Origin of the sequence: Chryseobacterium sp. MYb264, assembly GCF_035974275.1 — a bacterium.
GTDB lineage: Bacteria > Bacteroidota > Bacteroidia > Flavobacteriales > Weeksellaceae > Chryseobacterium.
The window spans coordinates 4277917-4302222 of sequence record NZ_CP142422.1 but is presented as its reverse complement, the minus strand read 5'-3'; the positions used below and the strand labels follow the sequence as shown (position 1 = coordinate 4302222).

Here is a 24306-nt window from a genome sequence, read left to right as displayed (position 1 = left end):
TCGCTCCTTAAAAAGCTGTTTTTTGACTTTGAAAATTATATTTGCCTAAAAAGATTCGGAGAACAAGTTCGAGCCAAAGAAGAATTTGTTGTTTGATTTGATTCAATCTCATCTTCAAATTGTATCCAATCCCTGCTAATAATGCATTATTAATATCTCCAGCCACTCCTTTCAGGAAGTTTAATCCTAAGGAGTGGTTTCTTTTTAAATGAGAGATACAAGGTTCTATGGCTGCTCTTGCCCGGAATCTTAATCTGGCTACTTGTTGCCCATATTTTGTTTTTTCTTTTTTTGCGGGAAGCAAAATTGCTGTTCCTTCCACTTCTTTGATTCCTTTAAATCCTCTGTCTGTAGTGGCTTTCGTAGGTCTTGTTCCGCCAACGGATTTTCTTACCCTCTCACTCTGTGCCAATGATTCTTCAAGAGTTTTACTATCGTGAGGATTGCCAGAAAATCTCTTTACCGAGCTGATGATCCCTGTTTTCCGACCTCTTACTACTGCTACTTTTGTCCCAAACTCGTATGCTTTTCCCGATTTTCCTTTCGCAATACACGCAACTTGTGGCTCGTGAAGACTGTAAATTTTATCTTTCGTGGTACGTTCTTGGGTGAGTGCTTTAAGGTAAATTTTAAAAACGTCTTCGTAGCCTTTCAAAACATCTTTAGGAAGTTTTCTTTCCAATTCCCGAAGAACTCTTTTACCAATCGTCCTGAGCTTTTTCCTCGCCATTTTTGCCTTCTTCTGTCTTCTGGGATGATGTCCAAAAAAAGCGTCCCGCAATAATTGTTTGCTCACTCTTCTGTAGCTTTGTCTTTGTACAACGCTCTCTTTTTCTGCTATTTTTCTACAATTGTCGATTACTTTTTTTGCTAATTTGGCATCGGTAGGAAAGGTAATGTTCTTCTCCTGAACCGTCGTATCTACCTGAACTTCATCTTCTGTTTTGGCTTTGGGATGGAGAGAAACGCTTTGTCCCAAAAGAAATTCCAAACCCTTATCTCCAATTCTTTTTCTGAAGTGTACAAAATTGCTCGGATCGAAAGGCTGCTCTGTCTGGAAAAAGGTTTCTCCGGTAAAATATTGCCAATACGCATTCTCAATCCATCTCTCTATTACACTTTCATCACTTTCTTTAAACATTTCCTTGAGCAAAAGCATTCCTGCTATTTTACGGATAGCAATAGAAGGTCTTCCGTTTTCTGAAAATAATTTCTCAAACTCTGACTCCATTTTATCCCAGGAAATCTCCCCAGCTAATTTTACCACCGGATGCTCCATATTAATAAGCTCCGTAAGCCTGGTCTTGAATAAATTCTGCTGTAAATCCTCTCTTATTTTGCCTAACATTTTGCCACTTTTTATATCCTAAAAATACAATTTATTGCAATTTTTTACAACGATTTTTTACGAAATATAAGTGCATAAAACTGATAATCAAAATATTACTTGGTTTTTAAGGAATGACTAATTATAAGAAATCCGCAGAAATTTTCTGCGGATTTTTTTATAAAGAATGGTATAGTAATACCTGTCCGTTTGAATCATACTGATAAGTCCATTCTGAATTGAAATTACCATTAGGAAAAGGATTTTGAGTATTTAACAACTCCGTGGTCCCTTCTATTTTTCTATAATTAGTCATTCCTTAAAAACCAAGTAATATTTTGATTATCAGTTTTTATGCACTTATATTTCGTAAAAAATCGTTGTAAAAAATTGCAATAAATTGTATTTTTAGGATATAAAAAGTGGCAAAATGTTAGGCAAAATAAGAGAGGATTTACAGCAGAATTTATTCAAGACCAGGCTTACGGAGCTTATTAATATGGAGCATCCGGTGGTAAAATTAGCTGGGGAGATTTCCTGGGATAAAATGGAGTCAGAGTTTGAGAAATTATTTTCAGAAAACGGAAGACCTTCTATTGCTATCCGTAAAATAGCAGGAATGCTTTTGCTCAAGGAAATGTTTAAAGAAAGTGATGAAAGTGTAATAGAGAGATGGATTGAGAATGCGTATTGGCAATATTTTACCGGAGAAACCTTTTTCCAGACAGAGCAGCCTTTCGATCCGAGCAATTTTGTACACTTCAGAAAAAGAATTGGAGATAAGGGTTTGGAATTTCTTTTGGGACAAAGCGTTTCTCTCCATCCCAAAGCCAAAACAGAAGATGAAGTTCAGGTAGATACGACGGTTCAGGAGAAGAACATTACCTTTCCTACCGATGCCAAATTAGCAAAAAAAGTAATCGACAATTGTAGAAAAATAGCAGAAAAAGAGAGCGTTGTACAAAGACAAAGCTACAGAAGAGTGAGCAAACAATTATTGCGGGACGCTTTTTTTGGACATCATCCCAGAAGACAGAAGAAGGCAAAAATGGCGAGGAAAAAGCTCAGGACGATTGGTAAAAGAGTTCTTCGGGAATTGGAAAGAAAACTTCCTAAAGATGTTTTGAAAGGCTACGAAGACGTTTTTAAAATTTACCTTAAAGCACTCACCCAAGAACGTACCACGAAAGATAAAATTTACAGTCTTCACGAGCCACAAGTTGCGTGTATTGCGAAAGGAAAATCGGGAAAAGCATACGAGTTTGGGACAAAAGTAGCAGTAGTAAGAGGTCGGAAAACAGGGATCATCAGCTCGGTAAAGAGATTTTCTGGCAATCCTCACGATAGTAAAACTCTTGAAGAATCATTGGCACAGAGTGAGAGGGTAAGAAAATCCGTTGGCGGAACAAGACCTACGAAAGCCACTACAGACAGAGGATTTAAAGGAATCAAAGAAGTGGAAGGAACAGCAATTTTGCTTCCCGCAAAAAAAGAAAAAACAAAATATGGGCAACAAGTAGCCAGATTAAGATTCCGGGCAAGAGCAGCCATAGAACCTTGTATCTCTCATTTAAAAAGAAACCACTCCTTAGGATTAAACTTCCTGAAAGGAGTGGCTGGAGATATTAATAATGCATTATTAGCAGGGATTGGATACAATTTGAAGATGAGATTGAATCAAATCAAACAACAAATTCTTCTTTGGCTCGAACTTGTTCTCCGAATCTTTTTAGGCAAATATAATTTTCAAAGTCAAAAAACAGCTTTTTAAGGAGCGACTAATTATTTGCTGACAAGCTTTTCTCAAAAAAATTATCATTTATCAAGCTTAACTTTTTGAATGGATTTTTTGCATGATCAAAATTGGAATAATTAGTAACTGTTAATTTAGTTTCAACACCACCAGATTTTTCCAATTTTTCACTTTTAGTTAAATTTTTATTTGAATCAAAGAAGTACGTGATAAACTCTTCCCTATTCTTATTGTATGTATCCTTATAAATCATTATTTTATCAGATTCATAAGTATATTTTGTGGAAGTTACCAGCTCATCATATACATATAATTCTGATTTTACAGGCCTATTATTTTCGGTTTCGTAAATAATAAACTCATCAGAATTATCTGAATATTCTAGCTTTACCTGATCATTATTATAAGTTAAACTAATGAATGTATCTGAATTAAATGTATCGGGAAACTGTATAGTTTGTGATTTCACATACTTACCATATATTTTACTTAGCCTGCCATTATCATATATACACTTAAAATACCCTCCAGTACTAAATGTGGCATTAGTATAAACATATGGAGGCAATATTTTCTCAGGCTGCAAGTCTTCCTGCTGTAGGTTATTTTGTTCTTCTAAAACTTCATCAGATGTACTGCATGATATGATACTTAAAGCAAAAAAAAAGTAAACTATTCTTTTTATCATATTATCATGAATTTAATTTTTGCAAAAATAAGCTTTACATACTTAAAAAGAAAATCTATACACATTCCCTCCCGTTTTCTTATCCTTTTCATCAGCAATTAGCAATGTTTTATCATTAAGAAAAACAACAGATTCCTTTTGAGAATTATGATGTAAAGAGATTTTTTGGATATTTACTTTAGAAAAATCATTAGCCGTAAATCCGGTTAAAACCTGAATATTTTTATGATTAAGCAAAACGATTTTATCTTTTGTACTGTTGATCGCGGCTGAAGTGATCGCGGCATCGCTGTATCCACCTTTTAGCTTCAATCGGGCAATCAATTTTGCTTCAAAATCGCCTTCTTTATTAGGAACCTGAAAAACAAGAAAAGTTCCGTCGAAACCTTTGCTTCTGTTCTTGGTAAAAAGATAAAAATTTCCGTCCATTTCTATGAAAGCTTCACAATCATACAGCCAATTCGATTTTTTTGGAGGAAATTCGGTTTGACCTTCATAATGAAATCTTGTGGTTTGAGTAACTTCCGTACTTTTTTGAGAAGCATCCTTCAGATCCAATTTTAAGATGGCAAGGTTTTGGCGGTTGTTATCATTATTTCCGAAATCGCCGATATAGATATTTCCCTGAGTATCTTTTATAATATCCTCCCAGTCGTTATTCTCTGCATTTTCCACCAAAACATCTGCAATTTGTTTTCCCTGCAGATCCAAACCATAAACAACATTTTTATTTCCCTGATCTTCTATGGCCCAAATTGTTTTTTTATCCTGAGACAAAGCGATTCCGGAAACCTCTTTTAGCTTTTTAGGTAAAGAAAATTCCACTTGTAATGCTTCATTTTTCGGCGAATCCTGAGCTTTCGGATTACAGCTCCACAAAAAGAATGCTGATAAGATAAGAGTTCGCAACATATTCATTTTTTTAATTTTTTAAACTGAAAATAAGAGAATCTGATATTTTTCTCTACGTTATTAATAATCTTCTTATGGTGAAGGAAAAAACCTCCTGCCAGACCTATCAGGCTTCCGATGATCGTATCCAGCAATCTGGCGTGCATCTAATGTTCCACATTATGATGAATCTCACTTCCCGTTTCTGCTAAAAGAATGGTTAAAGGAGTAATAAAAATCACCGCTAAACCATAATTTCTCACCACCATCAATTCAATGATAAACTGTAAAATGGTGATAATAACGATCGTCACAATCTTTTCAGGGTCAAATAACAGAATGAGCCATGCAAGACCTATTCCAATAAAAGTCCCTAAAATTCTGTGCATATTTCGTTGTCGCACATGTTCAAAATTTCGTCCCTGAATAATCGCAATGGCCGCAATAGAGACCCAATACGTATTATTGAACTTTAAAACATGACCGATAATTAAGGTTAAAGCCATGAAAATCCCGATAATCGTACTTTCTACAAATTTGGTATAACGTCTTTTACTAAATGCTCTTCTCGGAATTGTTACCACTTTTCCTTTTTCAACAAAAACTGAATAGATAAAGGCAAAAGAACACGATAAAATGGCTCCCATTGCAACCAGTCCTACTCTTGTAGGAATCATTTCCAAATCAAATTTGAAGGTACTTGCCATTGCTGCAACCATGATAAAGAAAAAATTTCCAGGCGGCGGAATTTTAAAATAAGATGAAATAAAATGAGCCAGAAATGCAACTATCCCCAATGATAATGCTGAAAAGTAGACATTAAAACCAAAAAACAGACTTATCGTAAACGAGAAAACCATTCCAAAAGCACAAGTCACCAGATGAATCATTCTTTGCGTAATGGGCGCCGATGTGAAATATAGAATCGTTAATGCTCCCAAGCTGGAAAGGCTTCCGTAATTCGGTTTTCCTAAAAAATAACCGATGAATAAACAGCTTCCGATACATAATGCTGCAAGAACAGGAAAATGCCATTTTCTTTCTGTCTGCTTAAATTCCAATAAATATTGCAATCTATTTTGTGTCGGATTGTGTACTTTCATTTTTTACTGTAAACGCTTCGCTTTTTCCCACAAAACATCCATTTCTTCCAAAGTCATTTCACCTAATTTAAAATCTGCCTCAGCTGCAAGCTGTTCCATTTTCTGGAATCTTGAAATGAATTTTAAATTAGTTCTTTCCAATGCAGAATCCGGGTTAATTCCTGAAATTCTTGCATAATTAATCAACGAGAAAAAGACATCGCCTAATTCCTGCTCTTTTTTATCCAAATCTGTTTCCGCATGAAACTCCTGAATTTCTTCATCTACTTTTTTCCAGGCATCTTCGGCATCGTGAAATTCAAAACCAATTCCTTTCACTTTATCCTGAATTCTATAGGCTTTTACCAAACTCGGCAGACTTTTTGGAACTCCGCCCAAAATAGATTTATTGCCTTCTTTTAATTTTAATTTTTCCCAGTTCTGCTTTACTTCTTCTTCATCTTTTACTTCGGTATCACCGTAAATATGAGGGTGACGGAAGATCAGTTTTTCGTTTAATGAATTGATAACATCTGCGATATCAAAGCTCTCCTTTTCCGAACCAATTTTAGCATAAAAAACAAGATGTAAAAGCACATCTCCCAACTCTTTTTTTATCTCCTGTAAATCGTTTTGTAAAATAGCATCCGAAAGTTCATAGGTTTCCTCTAACGTCAAATGACGAAGCGATTCCAGGGTTTGCTTTTGATCCCACGGGCATTTCTCACGCAGATCATCCATAATATCCAATAATCTTCCGAAAGCTTCCAGTTTTTCCTGTTTGGTATTCATAATTTGAAAATTCAAGTCTTACAAATTTAGGGATTAATGTTCTTTGATACAGAAACAAAAGATCGATAAAGTATGAAATGTTTTTTGTTGGTTATTCGCGAAGGAGCCACACACTTCGACAGGTTCAGTGTGATAATTCTAATAGTAACCGCTAATTTCAACATTGTCCTGCTAAGTTTGTCGATGCATTCGTGCAATCCTGTTATTTCATCCTCGATAAAATTCCTGTAACTCCCAAAGGCATTTTTTCAGAAATCCTCCCCCTTTAGTAATGACCAAATAAAAAACCTCATCATTTCTGATGAGGTTGATATTTCGAGTTCAAAAAAGAATTATCCTTTTTTAGACTGCGTCGTTTTTGGAGCTGATTTCGGAGCTGCCGTTGCTTTTACTTTCGGGGTTGCCGGTTTTTCAGCTTTAGGAGCCACTTTTTTAGGAGCTTCAGTTTCTAAGCTTACTTCTTCAGCCGGTGCACCGTCTAATGTTTCAGGCTCAGCTTTCACGAAGCTGTCCGGAGTAATATATCCTGCTTTCTGAAGAATATTGTACCACTGTGCCAATTTTTTGATGTCAGAAGCATATACTCTTTCTGTATCGTAGTTTGGAAGTGAAGCTAACATGAAGTCTTTTAATTCAGCATCACTGGATTTGTGAGCGATAGCCTGTTTGTATTCATTGTTTTTAGCAATATTTTCAAAAACTTCAAACAAAGGAACTTCTTTATCAAAAGTGAACATCGCGATATTATCCAACAAACTTACCTGGCTTGAGTTTCCAATGCTTACTTTTTTCTTAGTGGTAACATCTTCAATAATAAATCCGTTTCTTAATTGAGAAACTAATTTGAAAAGTCCTGGTTTTCCGGAAATTGAAATTATTTTTTCTAACAGCATAATTTTATTTTTTGTAAATTCTGCAATTAGCCTATGCACTTCGTCAAGCTCAGTACACCAGCATTTTTGCGTTTTATTATTCTTTTTTTAATTATTCAAAACTATTTTGGAAATCTCATTTTGTAACTGATGCTTACGTCCCCGTGAGTAATTTTCGTCAATTTACCTTTCACCAATTTCTTTTTTAAAGCACTTAAGTGGTCGGTAAATAAAACCCCTTCAATATGATCATATTCATGCTGAATTACGCGGGCTCTAATATCGGAAAAAGTTTCTGTATGTTTTACAAAATTTTCATCATAATATTCAATAACGATAGTCTCCTTTCTCTTCACGTCTTCTCTCACATCAGGAATAGAAAGACAGCCTTCATTGAACTTCCATTCTTCACCAGATTCTTCTAAGATTCTTGCGTTAATGAAAACTTTTTTAAACTCTGCCAATTCATCCTTAATATCTTCATAATCCTCATCATCTGCTAAAGGAGTAACGTCTATCACGAATAAACGAATGTCTAACCCGATTTGCGGTGCAGCCAGCCCTATACCGTTTGCACTGTACATCGTTTCAAACATATTGTCTATCAACTCTTGTAGCGCCGGATAATCTTTATCAATATCCTTCCCTACTTTTCTTAAAACTGAATCCCCAAAGGCTCTTATCGGTAAAATCATCTTGTTCTTTGTTCTAAAAAATTCTGCAATATAATGGTTGCACTTACTTTATCTATTAATCCCTTTTCCTGTCTCTGTTTTTTACTTTTTCCACTTTGAGAAATAAAAAACGAAGCCATTTTTGAGGTAAACCTTTCATCCAGACGATTCACTTTTACAGTCGGAAATTCTTTTTGAAAAATTTCTATAAACTTTAAAATGTCAGTTTCTACTTCTGAAATATTTCCTCTCAAATCTACAGGAAGGCCGATTACAAATTCATCTACCTTATTTTCGCTGAAATATTTTTTCAAAAAATCAACCAATAAAGGAGTTTGTAACGTATCCAGACCACTCGCTATAATCTGCATATCATCCGTCGCAGCAATGCCACAACGAGCCTTTCCATAGTCTATTGCAAGGATCTGTCCCATAAGTCTGCAAATTTAGTAAATTTTAATGATTTTATTCCCAACATCGATTTTTTTATAAATCATGTTTTATTCCGTTATTTTTTTTCTAATTTTAATTTTCCAAAAACGAAAATATGAAGAAACTCATCCTCGTAAGACATGCAAAGAGCGACTGGCCGGAAGAGACAGAGGACTTCGACAGACCATTGGCAGACAAAGGATTAGAAGAGGCCATGCACATGTCACGGTTTATGAAAGAAAACAACATTTCTATTGATTCCTTTGTTTCGAGCCCGGCGGTTCGGGCACTGAATACATGTAAAATTTTCAATCAGACTTACCATATCCATATCATGACTGATGAAAAACTTTATCATCCTTCAGAAAGTAATTTTGAATCGGTCATTTATGATTTAGACGACAGCCACGAATCGGTTGCATTTTTCTCCCACAATAACGGGATTTCCAATTTTGCCAATTCTATGTCAGAAGATATTTTCCATTTCCCGACCTGCGGTGTTGCCGGTTTTGAGATCGACTGCAATTCCTGGTCGGAATTCGATGGGGCTAAAAAGAAGCTCCTATTCTTCTATGATCCGGGAAAAATCTAATAATAGTCCGAAACTTTTAGTATTTAGCCTTTACAACTACTCTTTTCACAGGACAAAAGAGATATTTTACTGTGGGCGCCATATTGAAAAGCCTGTTCACATTTTACTCGTGTTTTATGTATTGATATCTTAATAAGGAATTACCTTTTTTCCTGTCTCCAGAATGTGATGTAAAAGCAAAGCCTATTGCATTGAGTTCAGAAGAATCAATAGGCGGATGTAGCTTTACACAGAGAATTCATCTGCCTTCTAAAAAAGAAGCTGAAAACATAAAGTATTTTCCTTTTTTTAAATGATCCCGAATACCTAATTTTTATAATAGACCGTAAACTGATTTCAGCTCGATCTACCCTCTTTTTTAATGTATCTTTCACTTATCATTCGTGATTTCCCTCAACACATCTTAAGATAAAAAAGTTCCAAACCAATCGTAAGCACCAGTAAACTAAAACTCTAAGTAAAATCCTATTTTCACCCACAGCTAAAACAGGAATCTATTACCCTTCAAAAAAAAGGTTGCTAGGAGGATAAAGGAATAAATTTATCTTTATTTCGGAAAAATATGTTTTTTTTAAACATACAAAAACCGGGGAGTAAATAAAATAATTTACTAAAAACAGAGCAATTTAACCGTTACACTTTTTACAAATCGATAATTAACTTATTTTCCATGCTTTAAATATATATTTTAATTAAAAAAATACAGGAATTGTCATTTTGAACTTATCTGTCATTTTAAAAATTGTGACAGATAGACTTGGGATTATAAAACCATGGGGGTAATTTTGTCTTTAATTATTCTAAATAAAAACAAAGTGAAAAAAAATTCCATTTTTTGGGTATCTTGTTCCTTATGCTTTTCAATACTGAAATACGTGCTCAGAACGTCGCAACAAAATTAATGGATCTCGCAGGCGGTCCCAATGCAATGCTTATCGATAAGAATATACTTTACATCGGACTTTACGATCAGGATAAAGTCGTAAAAGTAGATCTTTTTAACCCCAGTCTTCCTCCCGTAGCGGTTGTTGAAAATATTCTCAGACCTTATGGTTTTGCTTTAAAGGATAATGTCCTTTACATCTCTGAATTCAATGGAAACAGAATCAGAAAAAAGAACCTTGCTTCTCCGGGAACAGATTCAGAAATCCTTGTTAACGGAATTACTTTTCCCATTGGTTTAGAGTTTCTGAATAATGATCTCTATATTGCCTCATCAGGCTCCGATCAGATTTTTAAATTTGATGTTTCCCAACCTTCATCTCTTCCGATAGTCGTTACAGAAGCTAAGAAACCTTTTGATATCGAGATCATCGGGAATGAAATATACTATACCGAGCGAATACTGGACAGGGTTTCTAAAATGAATCTCACTATTCCGGGGAGCAATACGCTGGTTCATCAGTTCAATACTTACAGCTATCCTTCTGGTTTAGCTTCAAGAAATAATGAACTTTACGTAGCCTTACCAGAAGAGAACAATATCTCAAAGATTAATCTGAATCAGAGTCCTCCCAATGTATCGGTAACCCTCACTTCTTCTCTATTCAGTCATGCCTCAAGAATAATAATTAATAATAACACGATGTATGTGGGAGATATTTTCGCGAATGCAATTTTTACAGGGCAGCTTGATACCCTGAATACTTCAGAGGTTAGCCTTAAAAATAATTTCAGCATTTTCCCGAATCCGGTAAAAGAATTTGTAACGGTAAAAGGTACTTCAGAAAAAGAATATACAATTTTTGATCTCAGTGGAAGACAAATACAGTCGGGGCTGATTAATAATAGCAGAATATACTGTGGAACCCTTCAGCCAGGCAATTATATTCTTAAAATAGGAGAAATAAGCAAAAAGCTGATTAAGCAACCTTAGTTTCATTGGGTAATCCCTTATGGGTAGCGATAAATAGGTAAATCTAATCTTTGCGTTGAATGAAGTGACTCTTTTCTTAACGCTAAGATTTAATTACTATCTATTAATGTCTTAAAACCTGAGTTCGATTAGTAAAATATTCTACCAGATTGATAGGGACGGGCTTCAGCCCGTCTAAAAAAGATGAGACTCCTAGAGGCTTTAGCCGAAATTTATAATCAATTTGTATGAAAGCCCCTATTTGATTTGGGATTTTATCATTGGGCTGAAGCCACGCTATCGGCATACATGTTAACAATCTTAAAATTAATATTTTAAATTATTTATTTTAATCAAACTCAGGTTTAAAGGAATAATTCCTGTTGAAATTATTTTCTAATTAAATCCAAATCATCAAAATCAAAGCTGAAATCCGTAACATCAGAAATAGCTTTTAATTTTGCAGACTGTGCTTTTCCGGATTCATCATAATTAAATATAATGTAAGAATCGGCATCATAGCTTCTGTCGTCCCATTTGATGATGAAAGAATTATTGGAGAAAGGCAATAATTCACCTTTTAACCGTGGAGAATTTTTACATGAAAGTCTGTACATATTTCCTTGTTGAGCAATATCTACATCGCCAAACCAAACGTCATGGTAAGTTCCTACAAACTGTTCAGATTTTGGATGAAGATTTTTCTCTTTTTTAAAGGTTTCAGATTTAGCAAAAGCTTCTTTTTTCTGTTTATCATAAAGTTCATCCACTTTTATCATTCGTTCGCCGTAAGTTTTCAACCAGTTTCTGTCTGCCACTCCAAGATAAGAATCTTTCACGGTGTTTGTAATGGTGTTGAAAGCAGCACCTGATTGTTGATTAGTCAATACTACAATTCCTAATTTAAGATCAGGAATCAAAGTAAACTGAGTCACCGTACCGATCAATCCGCCTGTATGCTGAATCTGCTTATGCCCTTTCACATCACTTAGAAACCAACCCATTCCGTAACCATAAAAGCTGGTGTCATAAGGATTTTTAGCCGCCACTTTATCTGGAATCTGTAAGCTCCAAAGCTGCTGAACATTTTTATCTGAAACCAATTTTTTACCGTCTTTGGTTGTGAAATTATTTAATAGACATTCTGCCCACGTCGTCATGTCTTTGATATTACTCATAATTCCTCCCGCTGCATTTCCTGTTTCATTCCAATCGTGAGGAACAGCGATTGCTTTTCCATCTACCGGCGCGTGTGCATCAATTTTATTAGCAACTGCCTTTGCTCTGTTGTAGCTTCCAAAACTTGAAGTCATTCCGACAGGTTTCATAATTCTCTGCTCAATAAATTCAGCCCAGCTTAATCCGGAAACTCTGTGGATAACTTCTCCGGCAACAATAAACATGATATTATTATAATCCAAAGTCGTTCTGAAAGGATTTTCAGGCTTCAGATATCTTACGTTATGAACAATGTCATTCACCGTCAGATTTCCGCCTTCAGGAAAAAACATCAGATCGCCCTGTCCCAAACCTAAACCAGCTCTGTGCGTTACCAAATCTTTGATCGTTACATTTTGGGAAACATGCGCATCATACATCTGAAATTCAGGAATATATTTTGAAACTTTATCATCCCAATCCAGTTTTCCTTCATCTGCCAAAATCGCCAAAGCCGTACACGTAAAACCTTTAGAATTGGAAGCAATTCCAACTAAAGTATTATCGTCCATGGGTTGTTTTGTGGTTAACGAACGAACGCCAAACCCTTTAGAATAAATCACTTTTCCATCTTTGATAATTCCGACAGACATTCCCGGAACGTCAAAAGTTTTTAAGGTATTTTGAACCAGCTCGTCCAGTTTTTTCTCTTCGACCTGTGCGTTGGCAGCACCCACCGTTAAAAGAAAAAGGAAAAAAGAAAATTTCTTCTTCATATTTTTTAAATTTTCTCAAAGTTAATCAATTCAGTATTTATTAATTAAATTTGAATTTTAATACGTAAAATAAACATTCAAATGAAAATTATTTCCATAAGACAACAGCCGGAATATAAAGATAAGGCGATACAATATTTTCAGGAAAGCTGGTCTGAAGTATATCCGAAAATGTATGAAGATTCAATTACTCATGCCATTGGTGCAGAACAGGATTTACCACAATGGTATTTGCTGGAAAAAGACCATGAAATTATTGGCTGTGCCGGATTAATTACAAATGATTTTATCAGCAGAATAGACCTTTATCCCTGGATATGTGCCTTATTTATTGATGAAAAACACCGTGGACATAAATACAGCTCTATCCTTTTAAAAAAAGCAGAAGAAGATGCAAGGGAAGCAGGCTTTAAATATCTGAATCTTTGCACCGATCATATTGGTTTGTATGAAAAATATGGCTATCGATATATCGGGCAGGGGTATCATCCCTGGGAAGAGGAATCGAGGATGTATCAAATTACTTTGTAGGTGAAATTTTATAAAAACTAATTAGTTTCATAAATTTGCAGAGAATTTCCAATAATGACAAAAATACTTCTCCTTTCCGACTCTCATTCCTACATTGATGACAGAATTTTAGATTATGCCATGCAGGCAGATGAAATTTGGCATTGTGGTGATTTTGGAAACATGGATGTGATTGAACAGCTTGAAAAAATTAAACCGTTAAAGGGCGTTTACGGAAATATCGACAGCCCAAAAATTCGTTCTGAATTTCCTGAAGTGAATCGTTTTTTTTGTGAAAACCTTGAGGTTCTGATGATCCACATTGGAGGTTATCCCGGAAAATATACGCCACTGGCTAAAGCTGAAATTGCTGAAAAAGCACCCCAATTATTTATTTCAGGACATTCTCATATTTTGAAAGCCATGTATGACGAGAAAAACAGTTTGTTACATCTCAATCCCGGTGCATGCGGAAAACAGGGATGGCATAAAGTACGAACCATGATGCGTTTTGTGGTGGATAATACCGAGATAAAAGATTTGGAAGTAATTGAATTGGGACCAAAGAATTAATAATGAAGATTGGCGATAAAGTTTCTGTAGTTGATGAGGATCTGGAAGGCATTGTCACTTCCACGAAGGGAAATATTGTGGTTTTTAAGGATGAATATGGTTTCACTCATCAATATCCCAGAGAGAAACTTGTTCCTAAAAACATTGATTTTTACGAAAATATAAAAATTGTAAAAAAAGCAGAACCTAAAAAAATAGTTTCTAAAAAACATCATAAAAATCATTTGGTTTTAGACCTTCATTTTCATAATTTAGTTAAAAATCCGAATGATTATGATAGCTTTGAAAGATTATTCATTCAGAAAGAAAAATTACTGGAAGTGATGGCTTTTTGCAGAAAAAATAATCTTAAAAGACTGGAAATTGTTCATGGTATTGGGGATGGGACATTGCAAAGAATGGTCTTAGATGTTTTAGAAAGCCAAACCGGTCTTGATTTTTATAATAAAGAAATACTTCACCATCAATCGGGTGCGGTAATGGTAGAATTTCATTAAATTTGCAGGAATCGAAATATGAACGTACTTAATTTACTTTTTATCAAAGACGGCTTAATCTACCAAATCGTAAAGAATAAAAACGTTTTGGAGGAAAAGGCCTACTTTGTCAACGAAGAAACACCGGAAAATTTTATTTCTCATCAGTTAGAAGAGGTTTTAATTAAGCAGAGATTTGATGAAATTTCTGTGATTTCAGCGCTGAATCATTTTACCCTGATGCCTGAAGGTTTTTCGGAGCATGAGGCGGGCTTTGATCTGATTTCCTTTAATGCTCCTGTAGATAAAGAAAATGAAGAATTAATGCTTTCCGTAAATAAAAAGTTTAAAATTCAGTTTTACTATACATTTCCTAAAGATTTGTACAAGAAAATAAAAGAGCTGGCCATTCCGGTTCATTTTAATTTCTCAGGTGAAAAGTTTTTAAATTCCATCAACAATAAAAGTAATAAAGAAATTCACATTAATCTCTATCATAATCAATGTGAGTTTTTCGCTATAGACAATCAAAAAATTATCCTATACAACAATCTGGATATCAATTCAGAAGTTGATTTTCTTTATTTTGTAATGTTTACGTTAAGTAAAATAGGCTTCGGCATTAATGAAACCAGCTTTTACGCTTATGGAGAAACTACTGAAAATGAAACCTTCATTTCAGAATTACAAAAGTTCGTAAAAAATCTGAAAATTGTATTTGATAATCTTCCTAATAAAAATTTTATATTAAACTAGGTCGCAGGTAACAGATGATAGGTCTTAGTTCCTAACCTGCAACCTATTACCTACAATCTAACAACTAAAAACATGTACAGAATAATCTCAGGCAAATGGAAAGCCAAGAAAATAGCCGCTCCGAAAAATTTTGATGTAAGACCCACTACGGATTTTGCAAAAGAAGCGCTGTTCAGCATTTTGGAAAACACTTACGATATGCAGTCGATTTCTGTGCTGGATCTTTTTGCAGGAATTGGTTCGATTTCCTTTGAATTTGCTTCAAGAGGCTGTCAGGACGTAACGTCTGTGGAAATGAATCCGAAGCACACAGCATTTTTAAATACCACTGCTTCTGAATTAGGATTTAATTTACAAGTAAATGTGCAACGTGGCGATGTGTTTGATTGGTTGAAGAAATTCAGAAATAAAAAGTCTTTTGAGATCGTATTTTCTGATGCTCCTTTCGAAATGGAAGAGAAAAAATACCACGAACTGATCTCTTTGGTTTTAAATAACAAATACCTGAAAGAAAACGGAATTCTTGTGGTAGAACATCAAAGTAGAATGAAATTTGATCATCCGAATCTGACAGATACCAGAAAATATGGAAATGTAAGTTTCAGTTTTTTTGAACCTAACAAAGAAGAAAATACAGAAATAACAGAATAATCAGGGAATATCCTTGATTATTTTTTTTGATATTTTATCGGCTCCCCTTCCCCACTCTGTAATCAGTTCAAGTACGGGAATAAGAGTATTTCCAAGCTCTGTCAGCGTATATTCCACCATCAAAGGTGGCTTTTCAGTATATACTTTTCTGTTGATTACATTATCTTCTTCCAATTGTTTTAATTGAAGACTTAAGGTTCTTTCTGTAATCGTAGGAATCAGTTTTCTCAGCTCATTGTATCTTTTAGCGCCATCCATCAGGTGTACCAAAATAACAGCTTTCCATTTTCCGCCTATAAATTTCATGGTCACACTTGTGCAGCATGGATAAGATTTATTATCTATCGTATACATATTTTATACTATCATTTTTTACCGTTATTGCAAATGTATTAAACTTAAATTAGTTTTGTAACTATAAAAAATATAGTTTAAAATTATGAGCTTTTTAGAAAAAATGAAATCGAGATATACCGTTAAAAAGTATAATCCACAAGGAGTAATTAGTCGCTCCTTAAAAAGCTGTTTTTTGACTTTGAAAATTATATTTGCCTAAAAAGATTCGGAGAACAAGTTCGAGCCAAAGAAGAATTTGTTGTTTGATTTGATTCAATCTCATCTTCAAATTGTATCCAATCCCTGCTAATAATGCATTATTAATATCTCCAGCCACTCCTTTCAGGAAGTTTAATCCTAAGGAGTGGTTTCTTTTTAAATGAGAGATACAAGGTTCTATGGCTGCTCTTGCCCGGAATCTTAATCTGGCTACTTGTTGCCCATATTTTGTTTTTTCTTTTTTTGCGGGAAGCAAAATTGCTGTTCCTTCCACTTCTTTGATTCCTTTAAATCCTCTGTCTGTAGTGGCTTTCGTAGGTCTTGTTCCGCCAACGGATTTTCTTACCCTCTCACTCTGTGCCAATGATTCTTCAAGAGTTTTACTATCGTGAGGATTGCCAGAAAATCTCTTTACCGAGCTGATGATCCCTGTTTTCCGACCTCTTACTACTGCTACTTTTGTCCCAAACTCGTATGCTTTTCCCGATTTTCCTTTCGCAATACACGCAACTTGTGGCTCGTGAAGACTGTAAATTTTATCTTTCGTGGTACGTTCTTGGGTGAGTGCTTTAAGGTAAATTTTAAAAACGTCTTCGTAGCCTTTCAAAACATCTTTAGGAAGTTTTCTTTCCAATTCCCGAAGAACTCTTTTACCAATCGTCCTGAGCTTTTTCCTCGCCATTTTTGCCTTCTTCTGTCTTCTGGGATGATGTCCAAAAAAAGCGTCCCGCAATAATTGTTTGCTCACTCTTCTGTAGCTTTGTCTTTGTACAACGCTCTCTTTTTCTGCTATTTTTCTACAATTGTCGATTACTTTTTTTGCTAATTTGGCATCGGTAGGAAAGGTAATGTTCTTCTCCTGAACCGTCGTATCTACCTGAACTTCATCTTCTGTTTTGGCTTTGGGATGGAGAGAAACGCTTTGTCCCAAAAGAAATTCCAAACCCTTATCTCCAATTCTTTTTCTGAAGTGTACAAAATTGCTCGGATCGAAAGGCTGCTCTGTCTGGAAAAAGGTTTCTCCGGTAAAATATTGCCAATACGCATTCTCAATCCATCTCTCTATTACACTTTCATCACTTTCTTTAAACATTTCCTTGAGCAAAAGCATTCCTGCTATTTTACGGATAGCAATAGAAGGTCTTCCGTTTTCTGAAAATAATTTCTCAAACTCTGACTCCATTTTATCCCAGGAAATCTCCCCAGCTAATTTTACCACCGGATGCTCCATATTAATAAGCTCCGTAAGCCTGGTCTTGAATAAATTCTGCTGTAAATCCTCTCTTATTTTGCCTAACATTTTGCCACTTTTTATATCCTAAAAATACAATTTATTGCAATTTTTTACAACGATTTTTTACGAAATATAAGTGCATAAAACTGATAATCAAAATATTACTTGGTTTTTAAGGAATGACTAATTAGTGAAGATAAAATTCAGCAGCTGAAGGAAATTTTACAGTTAAGTCCATCTTCTATCAACAGCCAGCCCTGGAATTTTGTTTTTGTAAACAACCATTCTGAAGTAAGGGAACAATTAGCAGAAGCCTCGTATTGGAATAAAGAAAAAATATTGGACAGCAGTCATTTGGTTGTATTTCAAGTATTAAAAAATCCTGAAGATTTTGAAAAACAGATCGAAGGGAATTTGCCGGAAGGTTCTATTAATTATTATAAAACCTTTGTAAAGTCAAAAGGAAATGATGCCGTTAAATCATGGTTGAAGCATCAGGTTTACTTATCGTTAGGCGTTTTCCTGTCTGCCTGTGCAGAAATGAGAATAGATTCTACTCCTATGGAAGGTATTGAAAATGCTCAATATGATCATATTCTCAACAATGAAAATTACGAAACATTATTTGCCGTAAGCATTGGCGAAAGATCTGAACAAGACAGTAATCAACCCAAAATTACTCCAAAATCACGATTGAAAAGTGAAACTGTGATTCTGGAAGCATAGTAAAAAGAAAAAGCTGTTTCGTGATGAAACAGCTTTTTTTACAATCAACCGATTAATTTATATACGAAGCATTAAATGACATTGAAATAGGAAGGCAGGCCATATTGGCTCCTGAGGTCGTACCGTTATTTAAAGCTCTGATCATTCGTACATCTAAGGTGTGACTTCCTGCAGTTAAAAATTTAACTGTATTTAAAGTGTACTGAGTTTGAGAACCTGTAGTATCTCTTTCTTGTGTTCTCTGGTATACAGTGCTGGGAGATCCATCAATAAACAGCGTTGCCTGATAATAGCCACCTCCGCTACCTTCCGGAAAAGAAGTATAATCAATACCCAGCATAAAATTAATGAAAACAGCCTTTCCTCCGGTAGGAACGGTAATAGACTGACTCGATCCTGTAACAGCTGTATAACCTAAATCATTAACATTAAAAGCCGTCCCTGTGGAAGAAGCAACCTCTACCGTTGTTACACTTGCAGCTGCTGGATTTGCCAATGACACTACATTCCCGGAAGAATCAACACCCAATGTTTGGCCTGTAGATATAGGGGCTGTAGAGTTAAAGTTTGTAAAAGCTAAGCCGCTAGCATTGGATGTTCCTGAATTAATCTCAAACTTTGTATTCGGAGCAATAGTTCCCACACCCACTCTTCCCGCAGAAGTAACAATAAAGTCATTAAGCTGCTGCGTTGCAGTTGGCGCACCTGAAACATTATTATCTTTCCCTCCATCTACATGAAATGCTCCCTGCGGACTATTGGTACTTATTCCTATTTGAGCAGATATAGTATTTACTACTAAAAAACCTGCAAATAATAGATTCTTTTTCATAAATAATTAATTTAAATAAGAAGCATTAAATGACATTGAAATAGGTCGGCAACCTGCATTGAAACCTGCTGCAGTTCCGTTATTAGCAGTTCTTCTCATCCTAATATCAAGTGTATGATTTCCCGCGGTAAGAAACTTCACGGTATTTAAAGTGTATTGAAGCTGTGATCCCGCATTAGGCTCCTGAATGGTAAGATAAGTATTGGTAGCAACCCCATCAATATATAATGTTGCTCTATAATACCCAGCTCCTCCGGTAGTTGTCACTAAATCGATCCCAAGCATAAAATTAATGAATAAAGCTTTTCCACCTGCCGGAACCGTAATTGTCTGAACAGTTCCCGTAAGTAAAGTTTCTCCGGTATCATTAACACTGAAATCAGCGCCACTTGCGGAGGCAACTTCTGCCGTAGTAACACTTGTTGCTGTAGGATTGGGTAAAGTAACAATATTCCCAGTAGCATCTACACCAATCGTCTGCCCTGTAGATACAGGGGTTGCAGATGTTAAATTAGTGAATCGTAAACCACTCGTATTGGCAGTCCCTGAATTAATTTCAACTTTATTATTCGGAGCAGTAGTACCAATTCCTACCCTTCCGATTGAGGTTACTGTAAAATCATTAAGTTGCTGAGTTGTAGTAGGCGCCCCCGAAGCATTATTATCTTTAGCTCCATCAACATGAAAAGCTCCCTGAGGGTTTGACGTATTTACACCACTTTGTGAATATGCTTGGAAAGCAAGTCCCAATGTAGCCAGTAAGAAAATTTTTTTCATAAAAATTTGTTTTAAATATCTTATAATCAATATTTCACGAATTTATGAAAACAAATACTAATATTAAAATTTTTCTACAAATAATCCAAAATGTTGAATATTATTAATTATATACGAATAAATAATAAATCTATTTCAATCGGAAAAAAACTCTAAATTAAGTCTTTTTTATAATACTTTTAATTCTAAATCAATGGTCTTACCGAAGAATTTTTTAGAGATCTTTTCAAAATTTTTAGTGAGATCGGAAAGATAAAAATGATAATTCGGTTTATGATTCGCTTCATTTAAAAGACAATATTTATCTAAAATAATCTTTAGATGATTTGCCACGATATTCGGAGAATCGATCACCCGAACACGGTTTCCATAGTATTGTTTGATCTCATCAAGCAATAGAGGATAATGGGTACAACCCAGGATTAAAGTTTCAATATTTTTTAATTTACTATTACTTAAGTAATTATAAATTATCGCATGCGTGATCGGATGATTCTTAAACCCCTCTTCAATAGCCGAAACCAATAAGGGCGTCGCCAGCTCATCCACTTTAATCCATTTATTATGCTTACGGATGCTTTTCTTATATAAGCCCGAATTTACCGTTGCTTTTGTAGCAATAACCCCAACATTATTATGAATTTCATAGGAAACTTTTTCAGCTACGGGATTAATCACATCAATCACCGGCACTTTTCCTCCTACGGACTTCATGACCTCATTTAATGCATTTGCTGTTGCCGTATTACAGGCAATCACTATGGCTTTACAGTTTTGCTCCAGCAAGAAATTAGTGATCTTTGTAGAGTATTCGATAATGGCTTCCTTCGATTTTTCACCATACGGAAGATGCTTGGTATCTCCAAAATAGATCAAATCTTCATGGGGAAGAAGTCTTTTTATTTCTTTTGCTACCGTTAGGCCTCCCACCCCGCTATCAAAAATTCCGATAGGCTGATTAGCTGAGAGATGCGAATAGTCTTGCTTTTTAGTTTTCAAAATAATGTTGAAATTTTATACAAAAATAGTGAAATTGTTGAATGCCTGAAGCCGGATACCGGAAGTTTTTCACAAACCGTTCTTTCATTTTCGACCTTCCCAACTATACGATAAATAAATCCGAAGCAATACCATCCGCCATAAACCAGTGCTTTTCGGGAATTTTCAGATGATCATTTTCTATAATTAAATGTCCTGTTTCCGTTTTAGATTTAATTTCATGTCTGAAATGATCCAGAATTTTTTCAGAAAATTTATTATTTAAATTGTCCAAATCTACACCCCAAACTGTTCTTAAACCTATCATTACCATTTCGTTAAACTGATCTTCCTGAGATAACAGCTCTTCCTCTTTAGCCAAAAGACCTAAATTTATTTTTTTTATATACTGCTGATTATGAGCAATATTCCAGCTTCTCACATCAAAACCATTATAAGAATGCGCAGACGGACCGATACCCAGATACTCGTTGTATTTCCAATAGGCAGAGTTATGCTTTGAATAAAGATCCGGTTTAGCGAAATTTGAAACCTCGTAGTGCTCAAAGCCCTTATCCTTCAGAAAATCCGATAAATAATAGAATTCTTTATTCTGCTCATCTTCTTTCGGACTGATAATCTTACCTTTTGAAATCCAGTTTTCTAAGGCTGTTTTCGGTTCAACCGTTAAAGCATACGAGGAAATATGCGGCACTTCCAGCGCTATTGTTTTATTTAAATTTTCTTTCCAGATTTCCAAATTCGAAGTGGGCGAACCATAAATAAGATCAATACTCAAATTTTCAAAGCCAAAATCCTGGGCTCTTTTGATGGAACCTTCCGCTTCTGAAGCGGTGTGCGCACGATTCATTAATTTTAAATCTTCTTCAAAAAAACTTTGAGTTCCGATAGAAAGACGATTAATCGGTGAATTTGATAATCCTTTTAAAAAATTTTTATCTAAATCATCCGGATTAGCTTCCAGTGTAATTTCAATATCATTATTAAAACTAAAATATTTCAACACTTCATCAATCAAAGACTTGATTTCGTCCGGAGAAAGTATTGAAGGAGTTCCACCGCCAAAATATAGAGACTGCAGATTTTTGTTCTGTAGCTCATCTTTTCTCAGAAAGATTTCTTTCTTCATGGCAGCCAACATTTCATCTTTAAAATTCAAAGATGTTGAAAAGTGAAAATTGCAATAGCTGCATTTCTGCTTACAGAACGGAATGTGAATATAAATCATAAAAAAAGCCCTGAAAAAATCAGAGCTCAAATTTATTTAAATTAAATTGATTAATATCTATATCCTCTACGATTAATGAAATTATCGAAGTTATATCCTAGACCAATCATGAAAGAGTTTCCGCCATACTCCTGAATATCAGACAATCCGATATTATAAGTAGCACCCACCATAAATTTGTTGAATCTAACTTTAACCACCGGGGCAATCTGTAGCTGCTGGCTGTCAAATCTGTTCTGAACAGATCTGTAGCTTATCCCTGCTGAAAATGAGTTGATATCATTAAAGAACGTTGCCATAAGATTATAGTCAATTGTTCTTGTAGAGTTCGTGTTAAGGTTGATTAATGCTGACGGCGTGAAATACATATTGTCTCCCACATGCCAGTCATATCCTAAGTTTAAGAAAAACTTAATCGGAGAAGGCTCGCGGCCGTTAACGATAGATTCGTCATTTGTTAAAGCAATATCGTTAACAGATACATTGGCAAAAATATTATGATATGTTGCCGCTAATCCGAAGTTGGCATAAGCCATGAAAATATTCTGCTCATTGCCTTGTAACAATGGATCGTAAGCATCATTGGTATTAAGTTTTGTATAATCAATATTCATGTTATAAAAACTAACACTTGTACCGAAAGAGAACTGATCTTTTCTGTCTCCTTCACTACTTAGAGGAATAAAATAAGAAGCACCTGCTGTAATACCACCTGCAGAAATAGGACCACCTGCATCTCTAAACACTGAAATACCTGCCCCTACTCTGTCAAAAATATTGGCATTCATACCAATAGATTGTACGTTTGGCGACTCGCTGAATTCTATAAATTGTTTTTGATAATTGAGGTTGAGCTGAACATTGTCTGTTTTACCGTATTGTGCAGGGTTGAACAGGAACTCACCATCCAGAAGATATTGCTGATAATATGGTAATGTTTCTTGTGCTTTGTATGCATTTGACAAAAGAGCCAAACACACTATAGCATATAGTTTTCTCATAACAAATCTTGATTTCAATTCAACAAATATAAAAAAAATCTCAATATATTTTTAGTTTTCTAAATAATTTCTCCATTTTTTTACAGCATCCGCCATATCTTTCGGCATTGGGCTTTCAAAATACAATTCCTTTTTGGTGGTAGGATGAATAAATCCTAAAGTATGCGCATGCAGGGCGTGTCTGGGCAGAATCTCGAATACATTTTTGATAAACTGCTTATACTTAGGAAGATTCACTCCTCTCAGAGGGGTATGTCCTTCATATCTTTCATCATTAAAAAGAGTATGACCTATATGTTTAAAATGAGCTCGGATCTGGTGTGTCCTTCCGGTTTCCAGTTTACACTCTACCCAGGTCATGTATTTAAATCTTTCCAGTACTTTATAATGCGTTACGGCATGCTTTCCCTGGCTTCCGTCTACATAGGTATGCATCTGCATTCTGTTTTTCGGATGACGACCGATATGCCCGCGAATTGTTCCTTCATCATCCTGAACATTCCCCCACACAAAAGCCCAATACAATCTTTTTGTTTTTCTGTCGAAAAATTGCTTGGCCAAAAAGCTCAAAGCATACTCATTCTTGGCAATCACCAGTAATCCGGAAGTATCCTTATCAATCCTGTGAACTAAACCAACTCTATCGAGATCAGATTTTGCTCCGTTTTGTTCGAAATGATAGGCCAGTGCGTTAACCAGTGTTCCGTCCCAGTTTCCAAACCCCGGATGTACCACCATTCCTGGTTCTTTATCTACAACGATCAAATCATCATCTTCGTATACAATATGTATAGGAATATTCTGAGGAACGATAACATTTTCCCTAGGAGGGTGTGCCAGCAGAACAGAAATCTGATCTCCGGGCTTTACTCGATAATTCTGCTTTACAGGAAATCCGTTAACGACGACATTCCCCGCCCTGCAGGTCTGGGAAATTTTATTTCTCGAAGAATTCTGCCTGAAAATCAGTAAAAACTTATCAATTCTTAAAGGTTCCTGACTTTTATCAACCGTAATATTAAGATGCTCATACAATCCTTTATTCTCCTCGTCAATATCAAAATTCTCCATACTCTCGGAGCCTAATAATTCTTCG

28 protein-coding genes are annotated in these 24306 nt (G+C 35.2%); 9 read left to right on the top strand and 19 right to left on the bottom strand.

The features are described from left to right. Nucleotides 1–7 precede the first annotated feature (7 nt). The gene (locus tag VUJ46_RS18805) at nt 8–1348 is read right to left on the bottom strand and encodes an IS5 family transposase (RefSeq protein ID WP_326981209.1); all 1341 of its coding nucleotides are present in this window, start codon (nt 1346–1348) and stop codon (nt 8–10) included. A gap of 157 nt (nt 1349–1505) precedes the next feature. Then, complete coding sequence (locus VUJ46_RS18800; RefSeq protein ID WP_326982229.1) at nt 1506–1643, bottom strand: hypothetical protein; 138 nt, start codon at nt 1641–1643, stop codon at nt 1506–1508. Nucleotides 1644–1757: 114 nt separating this feature from the next. Here VUJ46_RS18800 and VUJ46_RS18795 point away from each other — a divergent pair, with 114 nt between their 5' ends. Beyond that, nucleotides 1758–3098 (top strand): IS5 family transposase, encoded by a 1341-nt coding sequence (locus VUJ46_RS18795; RefSeq protein WP_326981209.1) that lies wholly within the window; start codon nt 1758–1760, stop codon nt 3096–3098. Nucleotides 3099–3105: 7 nt separating this feature from the next. On the opposite strand, the gene VUJ46_RS18790 is transcribed toward VUJ46_RS18795, so the two are convergent. From VUJ46_RS18790 to ruvX, 8 genes are all read right to left on the bottom strand, one after another. Then, a complete protein-coding gene (locus tag VUJ46_RS18790) occupies nt 3106–3768 on the bottom strand; it encodes a hypothetical protein (RefSeq protein ID WP_326982228.1) in 663 nt (220 codons plus the stop codon). 42 nt (nt 3769–3810) lie between these two features. Continuing rightward, the gene (locus tag VUJ46_RS18785; protein ID WP_326982227.1) at nt 3811–4680 is read right to left on the bottom strand and encodes a hypothetical protein; all 870 of its coding nucleotides are present in this window, start codon (nt 4678–4680) and stop codon (nt 3811–3813) included. 2 nt (nt 4681–4682) lie between these two features. Next, entirely contained in the window at nt 4683–4826 is a 144-nt protein-coding gene (locus VUJ46_RS18780; RefSeq protein ID WP_326982226.1) for a hypothetical protein, read from the bottom strand. Beyond that, entirely contained in the window at nt 4827–5762 is a 936-nt protein-coding gene (locus VUJ46_RS18775; protein ID WP_326982225.1) for an FUSC family protein, read from the bottom strand. A gap of 3 nt (nt 5763–5765) precedes the next feature. Further along, nucleotides 5766–6533, bottom strand: coding sequence for a nucleoside triphosphate pyrophosphohydrolase (gene mazG, locus VUJ46_RS18770; RefSeq protein ID WP_326982224.1), 768 nt, complete (start codon nt 6531–6533; stop codon nt 5766–5768). Nucleotides 6534–6865: 332 nt separating this feature from the next. Continuing rightward, nucleotides 6866–7426: a DUF5606 family protein gene (locus tag VUJ46_RS18765; RefSeq protein ID WP_326982223.1), complete on the bottom strand. Its 561-nt coding sequence runs from the start codon at nt 7424–7426 to the stop codon at nt 6866–6868. Between the two features lie 101 nt (nt 7427–7527). Beyond that, a complete protein-coding gene (def, locus tag VUJ46_RS18760; RefSeq protein ID WP_326982222.1) occupies nt 7528–8100 on the bottom strand; it encodes a peptide deformylase in 573 nt (190 codons plus the stop codon). Continuing rightward, on the bottom strand, nt 8097–8513 hold the full coding sequence (ruvX, locus tag VUJ46_RS18755; protein WP_326982221.1) for a Holliday junction resolvase RuvX: 417 nt from the start codon (nt 8511–8513) through the stop codon (nt 8097–8099). Before ruvX ends, def begins: the two co-directional genes overlap by 4 nt. A gap of 113 nt (nt 8514–8626) precedes the next feature. Between ruvX and VUJ46_RS18750 the strand changes: the two genes are divergently transcribed. Together VUJ46_RS18750 and VUJ46_RS18745 are read left to right on the top strand one after the other, a co-directional pair. Then, complete coding sequence (locus VUJ46_RS18750) at nt 8627–9103, top strand: SixA phosphatase family protein (RefSeq protein WP_326982220.1); 477 nt, start codon at nt 8627–8629, stop codon at nt 9101–9103. A gap of 853 nt (nt 9104–9956) precedes the next feature. Then, nucleotides 9957–10979 carry a T9SS type A sorting domain-containing protein gene (locus tag VUJ46_RS18745; RefSeq protein ID WP_326982219.1) on the top strand — a complete coding sequence of 341 codons (1023 nt, stop codon included), beginning with the start codon at nt 9957–9959 and terminating at the stop codon, nt 10977–10979. A 368-nt stretch (nt 10980–11347) separates the two neighbouring features. Here VUJ46_RS18745 and VUJ46_RS18740 read toward each other — a convergent pair whose 3' ends face one another. Further along, a complete protein-coding gene (locus VUJ46_RS18740; protein WP_326982218.1) occupies nt 11348–12892 on the bottom strand; it encodes a serine hydrolase in 1545 nt (514 codons plus the stop codon). Between the two features lie 81 nt (nt 12893–12973). Here VUJ46_RS18740 and VUJ46_RS18735 point away from each other — a divergent pair, with 81 nt between their 5' ends. The 5 genes from VUJ46_RS18735 to VUJ46_RS18715 all read left to right on the top strand — a co-directional run bounded on the left by VUJ46_RS18735 (nt 12974) and on the right by VUJ46_RS18715 (nt 15858). Next, nucleotides 12974–13423 (top strand): GNAT family N-acetyltransferase, encoded by a 450-nt coding sequence (locus VUJ46_RS18735; protein WP_326982217.1) that lies wholly within the window; start codon nt 12974–12976, stop codon nt 13421–13423. A gap of 54 nt (nt 13424–13477) precedes the next feature. Further along, nucleotides 13478–13975 carry a metallophosphoesterase family protein gene (locus VUJ46_RS18730; protein ID WP_326982216.1) on the top strand — a complete coding sequence of 166 codons (498 nt, stop codon included), beginning with the start codon at nt 13478–13480 and terminating at the stop codon, nt 13973–13975. A 2-nt stretch (nt 13976–13977) separates the two neighbouring features. Next, nucleotides 13978–14472, top strand: coding sequence for a Smr/MutS family protein (locus tag VUJ46_RS18725; RefSeq protein WP_326982215.1), 495 nt, complete (start codon nt 13978–13980; stop codon nt 14470–14472). 18 nt (nt 14473–14490) lie between these two features. Then, on the top strand, nt 14491–15207 hold the full coding sequence (locus tag VUJ46_RS18720; RefSeq protein ID WP_326982214.1) for a DUF3822 family protein: 717 nt from the start codon (nt 14491–14493) through the stop codon (nt 15205–15207). A 72-nt stretch (nt 15208–15279) separates the two neighbouring features. After that, nucleotides 15280–15858, top strand: a complete 579-nt coding sequence (locus VUJ46_RS18715; RefSeq protein WP_326982213.1) for an RsmD family RNA methyltransferase — start codon at nt 15280–15282, stop codon at nt 15856–15858. On the opposite strand, the gene VUJ46_RS18710 is transcribed toward VUJ46_RS18715, so the two are convergent. Next, nucleotides 15859–16212, bottom strand: coding sequence for a winged helix-turn-helix transcriptional regulator (locus VUJ46_RS18710; RefSeq protein ID WP_326982212.1), 354 nt, complete (start codon nt 16210–16212; stop codon nt 15859–15861). It abuts the gene before it with no gap. Nucleotides 16213–16372: 160 nt separating this feature from the next. Beyond that, nucleotides 16373–17713, bottom strand: coding sequence for an IS5 family transposase (locus VUJ46_RS18705; RefSeq protein ID WP_326981209.1), 1341 nt, complete (start codon nt 17711–17713; stop codon nt 16373–16375). 120 nt (nt 17714–17833) lie between these two features. Between VUJ46_RS18705 and VUJ46_RS18700 the strand changes: the two genes are divergently transcribed. Beyond that, entirely contained in the window at nt 17834–18373 is a 540-nt protein-coding gene (locus tag VUJ46_RS18700) for a nitroreductase family protein (protein WP_326985112.1), read from the top strand. Between the two features lie 52 nt (nt 18374–18425). On the opposite strand, the gene VUJ46_RS18695 is transcribed toward VUJ46_RS18700, so the two are convergent. From VUJ46_RS18695 to VUJ46_RS18670, 6 genes are all read right to left on the bottom strand, one after another. Further along, nucleotides 18426–19205 carry a hypothetical protein gene (locus VUJ46_RS18695; protein ID WP_326982211.1) on the bottom strand — a complete coding sequence of 260 codons (780 nt, stop codon included), beginning with the start codon at nt 19203–19205 and terminating at the stop codon, nt 18426–18428. Between the two features lie 6 nt (nt 19206–19211). Continuing rightward, complete coding sequence (locus tag VUJ46_RS18690) at nt 19212–19982, bottom strand: beta galactosidase jelly roll domain-containing protein (RefSeq protein ID WP_326982210.1); 771 nt, start codon at nt 19980–19982, stop codon at nt 19212–19214. Between the two features lie 168 nt (nt 19983–20150). Continuing rightward, a complete protein-coding gene (murI, locus tag VUJ46_RS18685) occupies nt 20151–20981 on the bottom strand; it encodes a glutamate racemase (protein WP_326982209.1) in 831 nt (276 codons plus the stop codon). Between the two features lie 103 nt (nt 20982–21084). Next, nucleotides 21085–22209 carry a radical SAM family heme chaperone HemW gene (gene hemW / locus VUJ46_RS18680; protein ID WP_326982208.1) on the bottom strand — a complete coding sequence of 375 codons (1125 nt, stop codon included), beginning with the start codon at nt 22207–22209 and terminating at the stop codon, nt 21085–21087. Between the two features lie 50 nt (nt 22210–22259). Then, nucleotides 22260–23210 carry a PorP/SprF family type IX secretion system membrane protein gene (locus VUJ46_RS18675; protein WP_326982207.1) on the bottom strand — a complete coding sequence of 317 codons (951 nt, stop codon included), beginning with the start codon at nt 23208–23210 and terminating at the stop codon, nt 22260–22262. A gap of 51 nt (nt 23211–23261) precedes the next feature. Next, complete coding sequence (locus VUJ46_RS18670) at nt 23262–24281, bottom strand: RluA family pseudouridine synthase (protein WP_442784959.1); 1020 nt, start codon at nt 24279–24281, stop codon at nt 23262–23264. Nucleotides 24282–24306: the final 25 nt, after the last annotated feature.